This is a genomic window from Comamonas sp. 23 (genome assembly GCF_049601575.1).
GTDB classification, from domain to species: domain Bacteria; phylum Pseudomonadota; class Gammaproteobacteria; order Burkholderiales; family Burkholderiaceae_C; genus Comamonas; species Comamonas squillarum.
Map to the genome: position 1 here is coordinate 1560263 of NZ_CP187127.1, position 17238 is coordinate 1577500.

The following is a 17238-nucleotide window of genomic DNA, read 5'->3' on the forward strand; positions in this document are numbered from 1 at the left end:
TGCGACGCGGGGGGCGCGCTATAGACCGTCTTCTTATAGATGGCACTGCCTAGTGGTGGCCATGCTCGGTGACCGTACCAAGGCGCTGGCGACGCTTGGCCGCATGGGTGTCCCACAGCGCCACACCCAGGATGAGCAGGGTCGTCAACCAGCCCAGCACTAACAGATTGCAGACCTGGCCCAGAGGCACCAGCACCAGCAGCATCAATGCGCCCAGCCAGTGCGATGCGGGCAGCGCGCCATAGACCGTCTTCTTGTAGATCGCACTGCCCAGCAAGTAGATGGCGGGACCGGCGAGCAAGATGGCGATCTGCGGCGCCGCAGCGAGCGCATGGGGGTGTGCCAGCACCAGGTCGTTGCCCACCGCAGAGGCAATCACCCCGGCGATCAAAATGGCGTGCACATAGTGGAAGTAGGCGCCAATGCGGCCCGGATCAGCGGCGCGGGTGATGGCCTCGGTGGCATCCTGGCTGGAGGTGCCAAAGTACAGCCACCACATCGCCAAGGTGCCGATAAAGGTGGCGCCCAGCGCCATCAGCACATCCCACTGCCAGGTCTTGGTATCGGCCAGCGTGGCGCCGCTGGCCAGCAGCGTCTCGCCCAGTGCCACGATCACGAACAGCTGGCAGCGCTCGGCCATGTGGCCGCCCTCGATGGTCCAGTCCTGCGTCTGGCTGCGGCCCAGGCCCGGCAGCGCAAAGCCGAACATCGGTGACACATACTCGCACAGCACGGCCACCAACCACAAAAGCAGGCGCAGTTGCGGGTCCGCCAGCCCTCCCGCAATCCAGAACACAGCAGAAATACAGACCCAGCCGAGCATGCGGCGGAAGTTGTGTGCCAGCGGGTGCCAGGCCGGCAGCTGCGACCAGATGAACGCGGTGCGTCCCACCTGCATGGCCACATAGGCCAGCGCAAAGACCAGCCCGCGCTCGGCGAAGGCTTCGGGAATGCTGGAGGCCATCAGCAAGCCCAGCAGCATGGTGGAAAACAGCATGCCGCGGATACGGGGTGTCTGCGGGTCGAACCAGTTGGTGACCCAGCAGGTGTACTGCCAGCCCAGCCAGACGGCAAACCAGAGCACCAAGGTCTGTGCCACGCCCATGAAGCCCAGATGGTGCAGCAGCTCATGGCTCAGCTGGGTGACGGCAAACACATAGACCAGGTCAAAGAAGAGCTCTTCATAGGTCACGCGGGCGTGGTGACCGTCACGCTGGCGCAGCAAGGGATGGGAGAAGGCGGGAGTTATCGGCATGGCAGTTCTGCAGTGGCTGGCAGGCCCTCAGGCCTGCGAGAGGATGCGGGTGACAAAGGCGGCCAGCAGCACTGGCACCATCAGCACGATGAGCAGGATCAGCGCTTCGTCGCGCACGCTGTAGCCTGCCTGGGTGACGCCGACCCACATATTGGTGCAGGCAATGAGCAGCCACACCGGCATGAACAGCTTGGCCGCCACCACCATGCCTGCCGTGCTGGCCGACCACAGCCAGCCAAACAGCACAAACACGGCGAGCAGCAGCAGGCCCCCGCCCGTGACCATCAGTACATGCATATAGAAGCTCTCAAAGGTTCAGGATCCATGGTGGCGCTGGTGCACAGCAAGACTGGCGCTGCAAACCCATTGCCCGTGGAGGGGCAGGGATAGGCATCAGCGACACCGCGTTTTGTGGCGGGCCATAGCCCTAGCCTCAGCCCCGCAAGACCATGCCCGCGTTGCGACCCAGGCCGGCGCCAGCGCTGCTCCCGGGCGCCTGCCATGCAGCGCGCGGCAGGCCCCCAGCCAGCATCTTTTACTTCGTGGTGTAGCCGCCGTTGATCAGGATCGTCTGGCCGGTGATCCACCAGCCGTCGGTGACCAGATGGCGGATGAAGGGCACGACATCCTCGATATCGGTGAGGCCCGTATTGCTGAAGCCCGACAGCGCAGCGGCTGTCTTGTGGTAGGCCACCGCATCGGCCCCTTCTGCGGGGTAGAAGAAGTTGGTGTCCATGGGGCCGGGGCCGACGGCAGTGACCGAGATGCCGCGTGCGCCAAACTCCTTGGCCGCTGCACGGGTGTAGTGCTCGACAGGTGCCTTGGTGCCGGCATAGGACGAGTAGAACGGGGTGAAGGCCCCCAGCAGCGAGGTCACCAGCGTGACGATCTTGCCGTTGTCATTGAGGTGCAGGCCCGCTTCCTTCAAAAAGAAAAACGCCGCCTTGCTGTTGGCATTGGACATCTCGTCGAACTCGGCCTCGGAGATATCGACCATCGGCTTTTTGAGCACCTTGCCGACGGTGTTGATGGCGATATCGGGGCGGCCCAGTGCCGCCACCGTGTCTGCAAACAGCTTTTGTACGGCAGCTGCACTGTTCAGGTTGCCTTGCAGTGCGATGGCCTTGGCGCCCAGCTTCTCCACCGCTGCCACGGTGGCCAGTGCTTCATCACGGCTGGCGGCGCTGTTGTAGTGGATGGCTACAGCTTTGGCGCCTTGGCCGGCCAGATCGCGGGCAATCAGGCCACCGAGGTTTTTGCCTCCCCCTGCAATCAGAACGACTTTGTCTTTAACGGTGTGGGCTTTGCGCATGCTGCATCTCCAAATGAGTGATGGGAATCGATGGGTATCACAGTGGAGATTTTTATTGCCTTATTCAATCGTCTGAATTTGCAAAGCGGATGAAGCTTTTGCTAAAACAGCGATTGGTCATTGATTTTTTGTATGCAAGGACCATGGCGTTCATCCGGGGCTTGCCGGCAATGCGCGCTGAATGGCCATGGCCCGAACGGGCTAGGCCATGGATCGCAGCCACGCCAGCAGGTGGTGCTGCACACTGCCTGGCAGCAAGGCATGGGGCGAGAGCAGGCAATACTGCGAGCCGTCCTCGACAAAGCCCAGCGGGGCGACGAGCAGACCGTGGTTAATGTCGTCCTGCACCAGATGCCAGGGGCCAATGGCGACCCCGAGCCCGGCAATGGCCGCTTGCAGGCTGAAGTAGAAATGCTCCAAGCTTTGCCCGGTGGCTGCGGGCAGCGGCCGGCCCGTAGCCGCGCACCAGTCCTGCCAGGCGCCAGGGCGCGTGCGGGTATGCAAGGGCACGGCCTTGGCCTGGAGTGCCGCGCTGCGCGGGCCCATGCGGAACCAGGCCGCTTGCTTGTCCGGGCGGCAAACCGGGCCAATGCGTTCTGCAAACAGGGGCTCGGCATGGCAGCCTGGGGGACAGGCAAAGTCATCCCGGCGAATAGCGAGGTCGATACCGCTGGCAAAGGAGAAGGGTCCGCCACCGGCGACCAGGTGCAGCTCCAGCCTGGGATGGCGCGCCTGGAAATCCGGCCAGCGCGGAATCAGCCAGCGCATCAGCAAGGTGGGCTCGCAGGACAGCACCCAGCGCCGCTGCTGGCGCGCGCGGGCGCGCAGACCGGCAATGCCCTGGCGCATCAGATCCAGCCCCTGGCTCACGGCCTGGGCCAGTGCCCGGCCCTCCGCCGTGAGAAAGACGCGCCGGCTGCGCCGCTCGAACAGCGCCAGGCCCAGGTCGTCTTCGAGCAGCCGCACGGCGCGGCTGACGGCGCCATGGGTGAGGTGCAGCTCGTCTGCAGCGCGGCTGAAGTTCTCCAGCCGGGCGGCGGCTTCAAAGCAGCGCAGCGCCAGCAAGGAGGGCAGGCGGCTGTCAGTGAATGGTGAGTCTGGCTCACCATGGCTGTCAGAAATCATCGTTTTTCATGGCGCAGTATTGCAGGCACCATGCGTGCAGTTGTTACTGTTGCACAGGATACGCGATGACCGAATTGTTAGCTGTTATCACCATCACCTTGCTCGCTGTCATCAGCCCGGGGCCCGATTTTGCGATGGTCACGCGCAACAGCCTGCTGCTGTCGCGCCGCGCCGGCGTGCTGACCGCTGTGGGCATTGGCTTGGGGGTGCTGGTCCATGTGACCTACACCTTGCTGGGTCTGGGCCTGCTGATCCAGCAGTCGCTGTGGCTCTTCAACGCGATCAAGCTGCTGGGCGCGGCCTATCTGGTCTACCTGGGGCTAAAGATGCTGCGCAGCCAGCCCGTAGGGGATACACCGGAGGTGGCTGTAGCACCGCTGTCCGATGCGCAGGCGCTGCGCACCGGCTTTCTGACCAATGCGCTCAATCCCAAGACCACCGTTTTCATGGTGAGCCTGTTTTTGCAGGTGGTGCAGCCCCGGACGCCACTGGCGCTGCAGCTGGGCTATGGCCTCTTTATTTCGGTCGCGCACATGACCTGGTTCAGCCTGGTGGCGCTGTGCTTCTCGGCGGGCGCTGTGCGCAGCCGCCTATTGGCGGCGCGCCACTGGATCGACCGCGCGTTTGGTGGTTTGCTGGTCGGCTTTGGCGTGTTGCTGGCGCTGTCGCGCGGCACGCGCTGAGCGCGCGACCTGGCCATCAACGCGTGTAGCGGAGGCGGCGCTGGCGTATTCCAAACCATCCCAGCAGTACTGCCAGCAATGAGAGACTGTATGCGCCCAGCGTCGGTACTGGTGTGGGCGTTGCCGCCACGGCATTGGGCTGTGGCGCGGACACGCGCACGGTGGCCGTCGCGCAGACCGCCTGGTTGGGCGCTGCCAGGCAGATGTTGTACTGGTAGCTCACCGGGCTGGTCAGCCCACCCGCAGGCGGCACATAGGTGCAAACGCCCGCCGTGCAGCTGACGGTGCCCGTCGTGGGTGGCGTGACGAGGGTGACGGAGGCCGGATCCACCACCCCACCGGTGCTGCTGTCGTTGGTGGCCACCGGCGTTGCAGCGCTGGCGGTGTTGCTGGTCAAGGTCACCCCATCGTCCTGCGCTGTGATGGTAGGGGGGACCAGCGAGAGATCCGCCGTGTTGTTGGTGCTGATCGGATCGGCAGGGCTGCCTGCTTGGGGCTGTGCGGTCACGGTATGCGTGCTGGCTGCCGTGATGCCCGGGCCAGTCCAGGTCACGGTATAGACGGCAGTCTCGCCAGAATTCAAAGCTTGAACCACGGCGCTGATGGGACCACTGCCCGAAGCGGTGGTGCAAGGCGCGCCAGAAGGCTGCAATGTGCAGGACCAGTTCGCGGTTGCGCCATTGGCCGTCGTTGGCAAGGGGTCCGACACGACGGCGCGGGTCGCGTCGGGGCCGTTGTTGTAGACGTTGAAGCTGTAGCCGTAGTTGTTCTGGGCGCCCGCGGGCACGGCGGCGACGGCGCTGGCACTGACGATGATTTCTGCCAAGGTCTGGCGGCTCATCGTGAACAAGGTGTCGTCCCAGGATGCGCGCCCATCGGTATTGGTTGCCGTGCGGTACAGGTAAAAGCGCAAGGCGTAGGGGGTGCCAGGTTGCAGCGTGATGCCGGGGCCAGGGCCGTCCGGGGGGCGGACCAGTTGGAAATCACCACCGGACACCGTGCTGACATCGTCTATCTGCTGCACCAGCGTGCCGACCGGACTGCCGCCAGCGTCCACGACGTAAGCGGCATAGCCAAAGGCGCGCGGATGCGCGTTGTTGTTCAGGTTCCAGCGCTTGGCCGTGACGACCGTATTGACATAAAACAACGCCGCCGATGCTGTCGCATCCGCATACTGCATCGTGCCGGTGGTGAACGGGAACTCGATGTACTGCTGGGCGGCTATTGCCGCAGCGGCCGTATTGTTCGCAAGGCCGGAGATGACCTGAAAATCGGGGTAGATGGGGTCGGGGCTGGCGCTCAAGCCTGCGCCAAAGCGCTGCGGGCCCGTGCTCGACAGGAATGTGCTGTCATGCGTGGGGCCCGAAACCGGCGTGGCGCCCGTACTGCCTTCTGCCGAACCTGGATACCAGTCCTGGGTCAGCGTGCCTGGCGGGCGATTGCTCATCCAGCCTGCGACCCAGCCGTCGATACCGGAATCGGTACTGGGGGCAAACACATACTGCTGCGCCACGCTGGGGCCCGCTGCGCTGGCAAGCCATAAGGCGCCGATGCACCATCCAGAGTGATTTTTTGCGCGAACAAACAGAGATGGCATGGTCGGATCCTTGGGGCAGCAGGGACCCTCGTTGAGCGGGGCTGAAGTGTCACCTGGTGATGTGTTGAAAGAAGCTGTAACTGTGGCTAGTTGTAATAATTATCACCAGGCATGCCAGTGATGGGCCCCACCATGCCCGTTTTTCTCAGCCTGTCGCGGAAATAAAACATGTGGATGGTGTTGAGAAAGGCTGCCGACCACCTGCGCTGAATCTGCTAGGCGGTGGCCTGCGCCTGCGCTGGACCCAGCCCCGTTGGCCAGCAGCAATCGCTGGCGGCGATCATGCGGCATCAGGAGGCGAAGCCGCCGATACCTTCTGGATGTAGATCTCGATCGGCCCCACTGTCACCCGGTCGCCGGTGTAGAGCACCTGGCGCTTGACCTTGGTGCCGTTGACGAAGATGCCATTGGTGCTGTCGTGGTCCTCCACCACCAATACCCCGATGTAGTAGCTGAATGCGCCATGGTCCCTGCTGACACCCTGGTCATTCAGGCGCAAACCACAGCCCTGACCACGGCCAATCAGGGTCTGACCTTTGCCCAGTCTGAGCTGGCTGGGCGATGAAGACTGGGGTGATCGAACCTGGATAAGCGCTGGCATGGAAAACCTCCCACGGTGGAAGGCCAACCTGGGAAAACAGACCCTGGTGGCTATCTTGAGACCAGGGATTCTGTATGAAATTATTGAAATGGATTGTCAGCAATCTCTAACCTTGGCCGCTGCAGATCGGTGTGGCCAGCCCGCAGAATGTCAGCGTTTGGTTTGCAATTAATTACAACCATGACGGCGCCTAGCCGGACCTGTGGCTTGACTTTGCGCAAGCAAGGCTTACATTCTTAAATCATTGACTGAATCGATTAAAAAGTCTTTTGTGAAAGGAGTTGAGTATGCAAAACCAGCCATCATTTCCGATGCTGACCATGCCGACTCGTCCGCTGGTGGCCCATCGCGGCGAGAAAGCGAAGCGCTATGTGCCTTCGGTCTCCACCGACATCAGCAAGACTTTCGAGAAGTACCGCCGGCTGGCTGCGATGCAGCATCCCAAGCCCCTGGGGGATTGATTCGGTTTCCAGCCGCGCGCATGTGGCTCACTCCCAGTCCCACAGACGTATTGCATGCGCCGCCTGCAAAGGCAGCGGCTTTATTTCAGCAAAACGCCCCAGCCTGATCGCCTGTTGGCAGCATCACTGGCGGCGGGCTCTGGGCGCAGCATCTGCAGGCTGTGTCACTGCGCGGGCGGCAGATGTCTGCCCGCCTTATCGGCACAAAAATGGGCTGCCCAGCGGGCGACTGCGGCTCGTGCCCAAAGGCCGGGGGGCGTGCGCATGGTTCTCGCCCTGGCGATGCAAAGGCCGGAGGGTTATGTGGGATGGCGTCGCGGTTGGCGGTGATGGTGTGGCCATTCAGTCCTGCTGCAGATGCTGGTAGACCGCCTGCGAAACACGCATCAGCTCGGCCCGGTCGGCATCTGCCGCTATGGCGTAACCCAGGTGGTTCTCCACCCAGTAGAAGACGTTGACAGGGCCGTCCTGGCCAAACTTGAACTGCGCATCGCTCTGGGTGCTCACCTCGCGGGTCACATACAGGGTCAGGCGCAAGCCCGCCTCGGTCTCGTACATGAATTGCGCCACCGGCCCGCTGTCGCCGGGCAGCAGGCGGCCGCCCATCAGGCGGTAGCCCAACGCATTGAGTGGCGGTGGGCGCACCTGGGTGCCCATGCGCTTGGTCAGCCAGGTGACCAGCGCCTGCTCCTGCTCGGCGCCAACCTCCACCGGGCGCCGCACATCGGGGCTGTAGACCACATGGGCAATCGCGGCGCGCTGGGCAAAACCGCTCAGGGCGCTGCCGCTGGCAGGTGGCAGCGGGGGCTGGGCGGGTCGCGGGCTGTGGGCTGCGGGCTTGCCCGCCATCGCGAGCTGGACGGCCCTGGCATCGACTGCGCCGCGGATCGACCAGGCCGCACCGGCGCTGATGACCGCCACCAGCACGCCGGCGGCCAGGCTGCGCCAGGGCAGGCCGCTGTGTGTGGGGCGCAGCGGCAGGCCCATCGGCAAGGGCTCGTCCATCACGGGGGCCAGCATCTCGCGCAGCCGCGCATTCTGCTGCTGCCAATCCTGCACCCGGGCGCGCTCTTCCGGGTGCTCGTGCAGGTAGTGCTCGACCTGAAGGCGGCGCGCGCTGGGCAATTGCCGGTCCACATAGGCATGCAGATCGGCTTCGGTCACCGGCGGCATGGGACTGGCGTCCAGGGCTTGGAGGTTGGGCTGGTCCATGGTCACTTCACCCGTTGAATTCTTTGCGCTGCATGGCTGACTTTGTCCTGCTCCTTGCGCTGGCTGGGGCTGGCCATCTCGTCGCGCAGCCGTGCGCGCGCCCGCGACAGCCGCGACATCACCGTGCCCAGCGGCACGCCGGTGATCTGTGCCACCTCCTGGTAGCTCAGCGCCTCAACGCTGACCAGCAGCAGCACCTCGCGCTGCTCGGGCGGCAGGCGCTGCAGCAGCCGGTCGAGGTCACGCACTTCCAATGCATCGGTCTGCTGGGCCCGCTGGGGCAGCTCAGGCAGCTCGTCGCCTGCGCTGTCTTCGGGCCGGCTGCGCTGGGCGCGCAGCCGGTCGATGAAATGGTTGTGCATGATGCCGAACATCCAGGCGCGCAGCTCATTGCGCTTTTGCCACATCGACAAGCGCGACCAGGCGCGCTCCAGCGTGTCCTGCACCAGGTCATCGGCGCGGTCCGGGTCACTGACCAGCCCGCGCGCATAACGCCGCAGGCTGGGGATGCAGGCCACAATCTCCGCTTCGTCCTGTGCGCGCATGGGGGCAGTGGGGTCCGGGGTGAGGAGGGGAATCAGCAGCAGCCAGCGCTTACTTGACGACGTGCCAGACGTCCTTGAAGTTGTCGCCCGTGGCGTCGCCGGCCTTCTTGTCCGCAGTATAGGTATAGAGCGGCTTGCCCTGGTAGGCCCACTGCTTGCTGCCGTCGTCGCGGGTGATGATGCTGTAGTCGCCTTCGGGCTTGGCATCGGCCGCCGCAGCGTGGGCTGGCCACAGTGCGATGCAAGGGCCGTTGCACATGCTCTTGTTGCTGCCGGCCACATCCTTGTCAAAGGTGTAGAGCGTCATGCCGCTGGCATTGACCAGCATGCCATGGGCCATCTTGGCCGCTGGCTCAGCCTGGGCCAACGGGGCCAGCAGCGCGGCCAGAGACAGAGCGATCAGGGATGCATAAGGGGTTTTCATGGTGACCATCTTTCAAGGTTGGGTGGAGGAACACCTCTGTAGACGGATGGCCTGCCGGGATTATTCCCGGCATGCTGAGAATTTTGATGGCGCGCAGTTTGCGCTGGTCTGGAGCGCTGAGGCGACGCCCAATCTTCAGACCTTATGGACCGCTTATAGCGACCAGGCCTTGAACCGACCACGGCCCCGCGCCATGCCCAGCAGTGCCAGCAAGGCCGACAGCGCCAGAAGACCCCAGGTGCCCAGGCCAGGAACAGGCGTCGGCGTTGACGCCACGGGCGCTGCCGTGATGGTAATGCTGAAGCTCTGCGTTGCGGTATGGACAGCCGCCGCCTTATCAAAGGACTGTTGCGCGCTTACGCTGTCCGTGACCGTGATGCTGAACTCTTCCGTCTGCACCGTAGTGGGCGTTCCGCTGATCACGCCGGTATTGGTGTTGAGACTGAGGCCTGCAGGCAGGTTACCGCTGAGTGCAAAGCTGTAGGGGAGCAAGCCACCACTGACTTGTATCGGTGCGTTGTAGTTCTGGCCTATGGCGCCTTGGGGCAAAGTAATGGTGGGACCGGCGCCAGAAAAGAGCAAATCTGCGCTGGGGATGACGGCAACGCTTGCAGCTGAGGCGGCGCTGCTGCCGCCCAGATTCTTGGCCACCACCGTAAAGGTGTAGGGGGTGCCGTTGGTCAGACCGGTGATCAGGCAGCTTGTCGACACCGATGTGCAGCTGCCCTGGGGCAGACCCGTCACAACATATTCCGTGATGGCCGAACCATTGTCTGCAGGTACGGACCAGCTCAGCTCTACCTCTGCATTGCCTGCAACGGCCGAAGTGATGGTCGGGGCATCAGGAACCGGCGCTGCTGCAACAAGCGTATTGTTGGATGTGCCGACGATGCCGGGGACGACTGTATCTGTAGCTACGATAGTTTGTGTACCTGTGGTGAGGAATGTTGCCGAGAATGTGCTCTGGCCATTCACCAGTGTTGCACTGGCGGGCAGCGTCGCAGCTGCATCCGAGCTGGAAAATTGCACCGTACCGGTATAGCTCGGCACTTGGTAACCTGCGGCATCGACGGCGGTCACGCTGAAATCGAGCGCCGTGCCTTGGGTTGCGGTGGCAGGTGTTTTGACGGCAAGGCGGCTGGCGGGGCCCACGACTTCGTAGTGGATGGCACCGTTCCAGACCCGAGGTTGGTATACCGCTCCCGTGTTGTTGGTAAAGGGGTATTCCATACCGCCTCCCTCGAAAAATGACAACACACTGTCTGAAGCAAAAAGCGCTCCCACATTGCTGCCATCGCTGTAGTTCAAGCTGACTTCGGTTGATGTGGAGGTGATATAGAACGCATATGTCTGATTGGCAAGCAGGCTTAAAGGGGTGTCCAGTGCTACCGGTACACCTGTACCTGACACATTTGCCGATACCGGTCCTGTTTGCAGCAAGGTCCAGTCAGCAGGCGAATTGGCATGGCCTACCCAGGTGCCGATCCTGTAGTAGATTTCATAATCCGTATTTCCCATCGGCGACATATCAAACTGCGTAATGGCAATGGCCTGGTTGGCCATGACATCGAACATATTGCCTCGATGGTTATTGCCTGCGTTATACGTGGTCGTCAGTGTGGCTGCATGGGCAAGCGCAGTACATAAAAGTGCGATGAGAAAAAGCGATGCGCGCCGCAATATGTGAAGGGATGTGTGCATGGCAAGGGCCTGGTCAAAATGGTCGGTGGTGGTCGAAGTGGTGAAGAGATGGCAGCAAGCCACCCCGTTGGGGTGGCTTGCTGCGCTTATGCGCCAGGGCGTCTGCGAACTGCAGTGAGTCCGACAAGTGCCAGAAGGGCGGACAAACTGAGTGCGGCCCATGCGGATAGCGTAGGCACCGCCGTGGGCACTGCTGCCACAACGGATTGGACAAAGGCTTCGCTCTGGAGTGCGGGGTAGTTGGCATCGCCGCTGTAACTGGCAACGAGGCTGTGCGCTCCCGCAGTAGCAGGCAGTACGGCAGTGATGGTGGCCGTGCCATTGACGAGTGCAGCACTCCCCAGCGATGTGGAGCCGTCCAGGATCTCGACCGTTCCCGTGGGCACTGGCGCTGCTTTTGCCTGCAGAGCAGCGGTCTTGTTGGGATCAAACGTCACCGATACGGTGAACGTCACGCTCTGACCTGGCTGTGAAGGGTTTTGGCTGGAGCTGATGCTGATGCCCGATCCACCTTGAGCGACAGCGACCGTCTGTTGCACCTGGGGAGCGTCGCTGTAGTTGGCGTTGCCCAGTTGGTTCGCTTTGATGCTGCAGTTGCCGGCGCCATTGAAGGAGACCAGGTTGCCGCTGATGCTGCAGACTGACAGGCTGCCGCTGTCGATCGAGAAGCTAACGGCGTTGCCAGAGGCGCCACCATCGGCTGAAACGGTATAGCTGCCGCCTACCTTGGCATTGGCGGGGATGAACGAGCTGAAGCTGATGGTCTGCGCTGCCTTGTCAATGGTGACGTTCTGAGACTGGGACGGCGCAGCTTTGTAGTTCACATCTCCAGCTTGTTGTGCGACGAGTGTGCAGATGCCGCCACTGTTGATGAAGACATTGGTGCCTGCCACCGTACAGACCGCTGGCGTGCTGCTGTCATAGTTCACGGGCAGGAAGGAGCTTGCACTTGCCTGAGGATTGATCGAGAAGCTGCCCCCGGGTGTGTACAGCTGGCTGGCAGGGCTTTGCGATGGGAAGCTGATGGATTGCAATCCCTGTTCCACAGAGATGGAATAGGGCTGGGCTCCCGAACAACCGCTCGCATCGTTCGCCGTGACCGTGAAGTTGGCGGCTCCGGAGGCTGTGGGGGTGCCGGAAATGGCGCCGCTGCTCGACAACGTCAAACCTGGTGGCAGTGCCCCCGAGGTGACGGCGAAGTTTGGAGCGCCCAGCGCGCCACTCTGGCTGAGTGTGGTGCTGTAGCTTTGGCCCACGCTGCCTCCAGCAAGGGCGCCCGCAGGCGTCAGCACGACAGAAGGGCATACATAGGGCGTATAGCTCACAGTGTCGATGCCGATGTAGTCAGAGTTCGTTCCGGACAAACCGCCACTGGTGACGAAATAACGGAAGGCCATGCGTGAGGACGTGGGGGCTGGCAGGCCCGAAACGGTGACGGAGTACTGCGTCCAGGTGGTTGGATAGACCCCCAAGGTGAGGCCAGGGTTGACACTCATCAGCAGCGTCGTGAAATCACCTACGCCAGTGCCGCTGCCGACATTTGTGCTGGCCCCATTCGTGCTGAGGCGCACTTCCAGGCGATCGGCGTAGGTGTCCGGGGAGGGCTTTCTTGTATAAAAAGTCAGCACATCGCCGTTGCGTATGGTTCGATCAGGCATGAGCAGCCAATTGCTGATCGTTCCGACACTGCCAGTGTTGTTGTAATTGGCCCCGATGTACGCATTGGCCGCGCCGCTTTGTGCGTCAAAAGGACCACCTGCAGTGGGCGGATTGCCTTGAAACCAGCCGGTGGACCCGACACCCACGCTGGCATTGCTCATTACCCATCCGCCACTAGCCAGGGTGTTGATGTCGTTAAAAGCTTCTGTAAACGCCTGAGCATGTGCACTGTGGTGCACCCCTATGGAAACCAATGCTGCAAACGCTCCCGCACTTAAAAACTGGTTCACGGCCATTTAGTACACCTTCATAAGCTTTTTACATATGTTGACATTTAAATGTGCGATGTGTGCAAGACGGTGTCAATCCCTGAAAGTGGTGATAGAGCTCACCCTAGTGCCTTCGATGGCGATATAAAAATACTGTATATTCATACAGCATTTTCGATAAACTGGCTAGGCTTGATGTCGCCATCCGGCAGCAGCTGTAAACGAAGCTCTGCGTTGGCTGCCCACAAGAAGAGAGGAGTTCGCATGATTGAAGTAGCCCATGACAACCTGAGCGATGCCTGGGAGGAGGGAGACGGTGCTGCCGCGTTGCCGCAGCTGGCCGCCGCGTCGGTGTTTCGGCAACTGGCGCACAAGCATGGCTTGCTGGCGCCGGGTGAAGAGGCCAGCCCTCAGATGCAGGCGTTTCTGGCCGAGCTGGCGGTGCTTGCGAATCTTTTTTGAGGCCGGTTCGCTGTTGGGCAAGCGGCAATCACTGCGCATTTTGACAAGGAGGAAGAGGGGCCTCATCCCTTTGATGCAGCGCGGATAGACCGCAGACTTGGCGTCTCTCTCTCCTAGGCCAAACCCGGATGTCTGCCAAATTACATTACACGCATAATGTATTTCAGGAGACCCCCCTGTTGTGCCCAACCTGCATCAGATCAAAAGTGAACAGACGCGTGAGCGGCTGATGGATGCTGCGCTCGAGGTGATGCAAGCCAAGGGGCTTGCGAGCCTGTCGATGCATGAGGTGGCCCGTATCGCGGGCATGACGACCGGAGCGGTGCAGCACCATTTCCCGTCCAAGGCCGCGCTGATGCTGCAGATCATTGAGCGGTTGGTGCAGCAGATCGACACCGACGACAGTTTCTGGCCAGCGCCGCACTGGCCCCTGCAGCGGCGCGCCGACCACTTTGTGCAACAGGCCTGGCGGCGGCTGTATGGCCAGCCCCGCTTTGCGGTGGCCTGGGAGGCCTACCTGGCAGTGCGTGCCGACGCCGCGATGGTGGCGCATATCCAGGCCGCACGCGCCCCGATCAACGACAAGCTGCTGCTGCGCATGCTGCGCAGCTTTCCCGAATGGGCCGGTGGGCCCGCCGCTGAAGCGCGCTTTCAGCTGGTGCTGTCCTGCCTGCGCGGCCTGGGCGTGCTCGCGCCGTTCTCCAGCCCGGCTGCGATTGAGCAGCAACTGCAGCAGCTGTCTGTCCTTCTTCAATCTTTTTCCAGCGAGGTGACCCCTTGATCAGAGCAACCCTTCTTGCCTGTGGCCTGTCGGCCTGGGCCCTTGGCGCCGCCGCCCAGACCCCGCTGCAGGTGATCGCGCAGCAACCGCCAGGCAGCGGATCGGACGCGATGACCCGCGCCTGGGGCGAATGCACCGGGCGGCTGATGGGGCGGCCGGTGGTTGTGCAGAACAAGCCCGGCGCCAACGGTATCCTGGCCATCAACTACCTCAAGGGCCAGCCGGCCGATGGCGCGTTTGCGATGACCATCGGCATGTCGCAGATGACGATCACGCCCTATGTGCACCAGCAGATGCCCTATGACCCGCTCAAGGACTTTGCCGGTGTCGCGATGATTGGCTCATCGCCGCTGGTGCTGGTGGTGCCGGCGGGCGCGGGCATCCACAAACTCGCCGACCTGGAGAAGGTCGCCAAGTCCCAGGCCGGCGGGCTGAACTTTGGCTCGCCCGGCAAGGGCAGCCCCGCGCATTTGCTGACCACGGCGCTGACCGATGCGATGCACTGGCCCGCCACCCATGTGCCCTTTGTCGGCGAGAGCGCGGGCCTGACGGCCTTGATGGGCCAGCAGATCCAGGCGATGACTCTGGTGCTCAACACAGCCGCGCCCCAGGTCAAGGCCGGCAAGCTCGTGCCGCTGGCGATTTTCGCTGGCCAGCGCTCGGCGGTGCTGCCCGATGTGCCGACCATTGCCGAGGCCGGTGGGCCGGCCGTGCTGGCGCGGCCGTCATGGATTGCGGTCGTGGCCAAAAAGGGCACGCCGCTGGAGGTGGTCAAGGCCTTGAACGACGCGACCAACCAGTGCTACAGCGACCCGGTCTATGCCAACAGCATGGACAAGATGGGTGTGACCTTGATGCGCAGCCAACCTGCCGATGTGCTGGGCTTTGCCGAGCGCGACATCGCTGTCTGGAAGCCTTTGATCGACAAACTGGGATTGGCCACACAATGAGTTTGGTAGAACACAGCGCCGTCGAGCTGCGCAGCCTGATCCAGAGCCGGCAGATCTCGCCGGTCGAACTGCTCGATGACTGCATCGCCCGCATGCAGGCGCTCAACCCGGCGGTCAATGCACTGTGCGCCACCGATTTTGAGCGTGCCCGCACTACCGCCCAGCTGGCCGAAGCGCAGGTGGGGCGGCGCAGCCAGCTGCCGCTCTTGCATGGCCTGCCCTTGGGCGTGAAGGACTTGCAGGCCACCGAAGGCCTGCTGACCACCAGCGGCAATGTGCGGCTGCGCGGCCATGTGCCGGGCAAGGACAATGCCTTCGTGGCCCGGCTGCGCGGCCAGGGCGCGATCGTGACGGCCAAGACCAATACGCCCGACATGGGCGCAGGTGCCAACAGCCGCAACCCGGTCTGGGGTGCTACGGGCAACCCCTTCAACCCGGATCTGAATGCCGGGGGCTCATCGGGTGGCTCGGCCGCGGCGCTGGCCACCGACATGTTTCCGCTGTGCACCGGCTCGGACACCGGCGGCTCGCTGCGCATTCCGGCGGCGCTGTGCGGCGTGGTCGGCCTGCGCCCCTCGCCGGGCCTGATCGCCAATGACGACCGGCCGCTGGGCTGGTCGGCCATCTCGGTGCTCGGCCCCATGGGCCGCGATGTGGCCGATACCGCGCTGATGATGCAGGCCAGCATGGGCCCGCACCCGATGGATCCGCTGAGCATGGGGGTGAGCCATGCGCCCGTCTGGCCCGTGCCCGAGATGGACCTGCGCGGCCTGCGCGTGGCCTATACCGAGGACTTTGGCACCTGCGCGGTCGACCCGGTGGTGCGCCGTGCCTTTGCAAAGCGCGTGCAGGCCTTGGCCGGTGAGGTGGCCTGCATGGACGCCTTGCCCTGGAACCTGGAAGAAGCGCACCGCTGCTTTGACATCATCCGCGCCGAGAGCTTTGTCGCCGCCTTTGCCGATATCTACCGCACCGCCCCCGAAACGCTGGGCCCGAATGTGCGGGCCAATGTCGAGATGGCTGCGAGCATCAGCCTGGGCGACCGGGCCTGGGCGCATCTGGCGCAGACGCGCATCCAGCGCATGTTCCAGCGCACATTCGAGCAATACGACCTGGTGCTGGCACCGGTGACTCCCCTGTCGCCCTTCCCCTGGCAACAGCTCTATGCGCAGGAGGTGGAGGGCAAGACCCAGCGCAACTACTACGAATGGCTGAGCCTGACCTATGTGGTGACCTTGGCGACCAACCCTGCGCTGTCGCTGCCCTGCGGCCGTGACGAGGCGGGCATGCCTTTTGGCCTGCAGATGATTGGCCCGTTGCACCAGGACGGGCGCCTGCTGGCGATGGCGGCGGCAGTCGAAAAGCTGGGCCTGCACAACAGCGACTTTGCCCGCCCCCGCCCCGACCTGGCTGCACTGGCCCAGCCCCGGCCCGCGCTGCGCAGCATCGTCACCCACCCGCCAGAGCTGGGTGGTGCTGCGCAGGCCAACGTGGGCCAGGCGGTGTAAGCAAAGCGGCCTCCCCTGAGACGGCAAGCCTGCCATGGCGATGGCAGGCTTTTTTCTTTCTGGTGGGAGCCTTCGCCAATCTTTGTTTAAATAGCAGGATGAACAAGGCCTTTACCAAAGAGACAGACAACGACGACGATGATGACCTGCCGCAGCTGCCCAAGATTGCTGGCGGCAAGAACTACATCACGCCCGGGGGCTACCGCGCGCTCGAGCAGGAGCTGCTGCAACTGATCGATGATGAGCGGCCCAAGGTGGTGGAGGTGGTGCACTGGGCGGCGAGCAATGGCGACCGCTCGGAAAACGGCGACTACCTGTATGGCAAGAAGCGCTTGCGCGAGATTGACCGGCGTATCCGCTTTCTGACCAAGCGCATGGAGGCGGCCGAGGTGGTGGACCCGGGGGTGCACCACGGCAGCGACCAGGTGTATTTTGGGGCGACGGTGCACTACTGCGACCAGCATGGCAGCGAGGAGTCGATCACCATCATGGGCATCGACGAGGCCGATGCCAGCCGGGGCCAGGTCAGCTGGGTGGCCCCGATTGCGCGGGCGCTGCTCAAGGCCCGCATTGGCGATGAGGTGCAGCTGCCCACGCCCGGCGGGATGCGGGTTTTGGAGGTGCTGGGTGTGCAGTACCCGGAGCCGGGGACCTCTTGAAATAGCCCGTTCTCAAAATACAAGCGCGCCTTTA

Annotated in this window: 18 protein-coding genes; 7 read left to right on the top strand and 11 right to left on the bottom strand. The window is 63.0% G+C overall.

All coding sequences use genetic code 11. From position 1 onward, the window contains the following. Positions 1-49: 49 nt before the first annotated feature. The 4 genes from ACPEE1_RS06970 to ACPEE1_RS06985 form a co-directional block, all read right to left on the bottom strand. Entirely contained in the window at positions 50-1255 is a 1206-nt protein-coding gene (locus tag ACPEE1_RS06970) for a low temperature requirement protein A (RefSeq protein WP_182343094.1), read from the bottom strand. Positions 1256-1282: 27 nt separating this feature from the next. After that, on the bottom strand, positions 1283-1552 hold the full coding sequence (locus tag ACPEE1_RS06975; protein WP_116927159.1) for a hypothetical protein: 270 nt from the start codon (positions 1550-1552) through the stop codon (positions 1283-1285). A 238-nt stretch (positions 1553-1790) separates the two neighbouring features. After that, positions 1791-2567: an SDR family oxidoreductase gene (locus ACPEE1_RS06980; RefSeq protein WP_116927160.1), complete on the bottom strand. Its 777-nt coding sequence runs from the start codon at positions 2565-2567 to the stop codon at positions 1791-1793. Positions 2568-2768: 201 nt separating this feature from the next. Continuing rightward, positions 2769-3692, bottom strand: coding sequence for a LysR family transcriptional regulator (locus tag ACPEE1_RS06985; protein WP_423935681.1), 924 nt, complete (start codon positions 3690-3692; stop codon positions 2769-2771). A gap of 65 nt (positions 3693-3757) precedes the next feature. Between ACPEE1_RS06985 and ACPEE1_RS06990 the strand changes: the two genes are divergently transcribed. Further along, positions 3758-4375, top strand: coding sequence for a LysE family translocator (locus ACPEE1_RS06990; RefSeq protein ID WP_423935683.1), 618 nt, complete (start codon positions 3758-3760; stop codon positions 4373-4375). A gap of 16 nt (positions 4376-4391) precedes the next feature. Here ACPEE1_RS06990 and ACPEE1_RS06995 read toward each other — a convergent pair whose 3' ends face one another. Together ACPEE1_RS06995 and ACPEE1_RS07000 are read right to left on the bottom strand one after the other, a co-directional pair. Then, a complete protein-coding gene (locus ACPEE1_RS06995; protein ID WP_423935685.1) occupies positions 4392-5873 on the bottom strand; it encodes an IPTL-CTERM sorting domain-containing protein in 1482 nt (493 codons plus the stop codon). A gap of 379 nt (positions 5874-6252) precedes the next feature. After that, positions 6253-6573, bottom strand: a complete 321-nt coding sequence (locus ACPEE1_RS07000; RefSeq protein WP_423935687.1) for an FHA domain-containing protein — start codon at positions 6571-6573, stop codon at positions 6253-6255. Between the two features lie 287 nt (positions 6574-6860). On the opposite strand from ACPEE1_RS07000, the gene ACPEE1_RS07005 reads away from it, so the two are divergent. After that, positions 6861-7034: a hypothetical protein gene (locus tag ACPEE1_RS07005; protein WP_021026347.1), complete on the top strand. Its 174-nt coding sequence runs from the start codon at positions 6861-6863 to the stop codon at positions 7032-7034. 342 nt (positions 7035-7376) lie between these two features. Here ACPEE1_RS07005 and ACPEE1_RS07010 read toward each other — a convergent pair whose 3' ends face one another. The 5 genes from ACPEE1_RS07010 to ACPEE1_RS07030 form a co-directional block, all read right to left on the bottom strand. Beyond that, on the bottom strand, positions 7377-8246 hold the full coding sequence (locus ACPEE1_RS07010; protein WP_423935689.1) for an anti-sigma factor family protein: 870 nt from the start codon (positions 8244-8246) through the stop codon (positions 7377-7379). Between the two features lie 2 nt (positions 8247-8248). Next, positions 8249-8791: an RNA polymerase sigma factor gene (locus tag ACPEE1_RS07015; protein WP_116927166.1), complete on the bottom strand. Its 543-nt coding sequence runs from the start codon at positions 8789-8791 to the stop codon at positions 8249-8251. Between the two features lie 49 nt (positions 8792-8840). Continuing rightward, complete coding sequence (locus tag ACPEE1_RS07020) at positions 8841-9215, bottom strand: COG4315 family predicted lipoprotein (RefSeq protein WP_021026344.1); 375 nt, start codon at positions 9213-9215, stop codon at positions 8841-8843. Positions 9216-9368: 153 nt separating this feature from the next. Next, a complete protein-coding gene (locus tag ACPEE1_RS07025) occupies positions 9369-10916 on the bottom strand; it encodes an IPTL-CTERM sorting domain-containing protein (RefSeq protein ID WP_423935692.1) in 1548 nt (515 codons plus the stop codon). 86 nt (positions 10917-11002) lie between these two features. Beyond that, on the bottom strand, positions 11003-12871 hold the full coding sequence (locus ACPEE1_RS07030; protein ID WP_423935694.1) for an IPTL-CTERM sorting domain-containing protein: 1869 nt from the start codon (positions 12869-12871) through the stop codon (positions 11003-11005). 237 nt (positions 12872-13108) lie between these two features. On the opposite strand from ACPEE1_RS07030, the gene ACPEE1_RS07035 reads away from it, so the two are divergent. The 5 genes from ACPEE1_RS07035 (at position 13109) to greB (ending at position 17204) form a co-directional block, all read left to right on the top strand. Then, positions 13109-13306, top strand: a complete 198-nt coding sequence (locus tag ACPEE1_RS07035; RefSeq protein ID WP_116927169.1) for a hypothetical protein — start codon at positions 13109-13111, stop codon at positions 13304-13306. Positions 13307-13487: 181 nt separating this feature from the next. Beyond that, positions 13488-14087, top strand: a complete 600-nt coding sequence (locus tag ACPEE1_RS07040; RefSeq protein WP_116927170.1) for a TetR/AcrR family transcriptional regulator — start codon at positions 13488-13490, stop codon at positions 14085-14087. Beyond that, positions 14084-15037 carry a Bug family tripartite tricarboxylate transporter substrate binding protein gene (locus ACPEE1_RS07045; protein ID WP_243419415.1) on the top strand — a complete coding sequence of 318 codons (954 nt, stop codon included), beginning with the start codon at positions 14084-14086 and terminating at the stop codon, positions 15035-15037. The genes ACPEE1_RS07040 and ACPEE1_RS07045 overlap by 4 nt, the downstream gene beginning before the upstream one ends. Then, complete coding sequence (locus ACPEE1_RS07050) at positions 15034-16545, top strand: amidase (protein WP_116927171.1); 1512 nt, start codon at positions 15034-15036, stop codon at positions 16543-16545. Before ACPEE1_RS07045 ends, ACPEE1_RS07050 begins: the two co-directional genes overlap by 4 nt. 98 nt (positions 16546-16643) lie before the next feature. After that, positions 16644-17204 (top strand): transcription elongation factor GreB, encoded by a 561-nt coding sequence (gene greB, locus ACPEE1_RS07055; RefSeq protein ID WP_116927172.1) that lies wholly within the window; start codon positions 16644-16646, stop codon positions 17202-17204. The last annotated feature ends 34 nt before the right edge of the window (positions 17205-17238 follow it).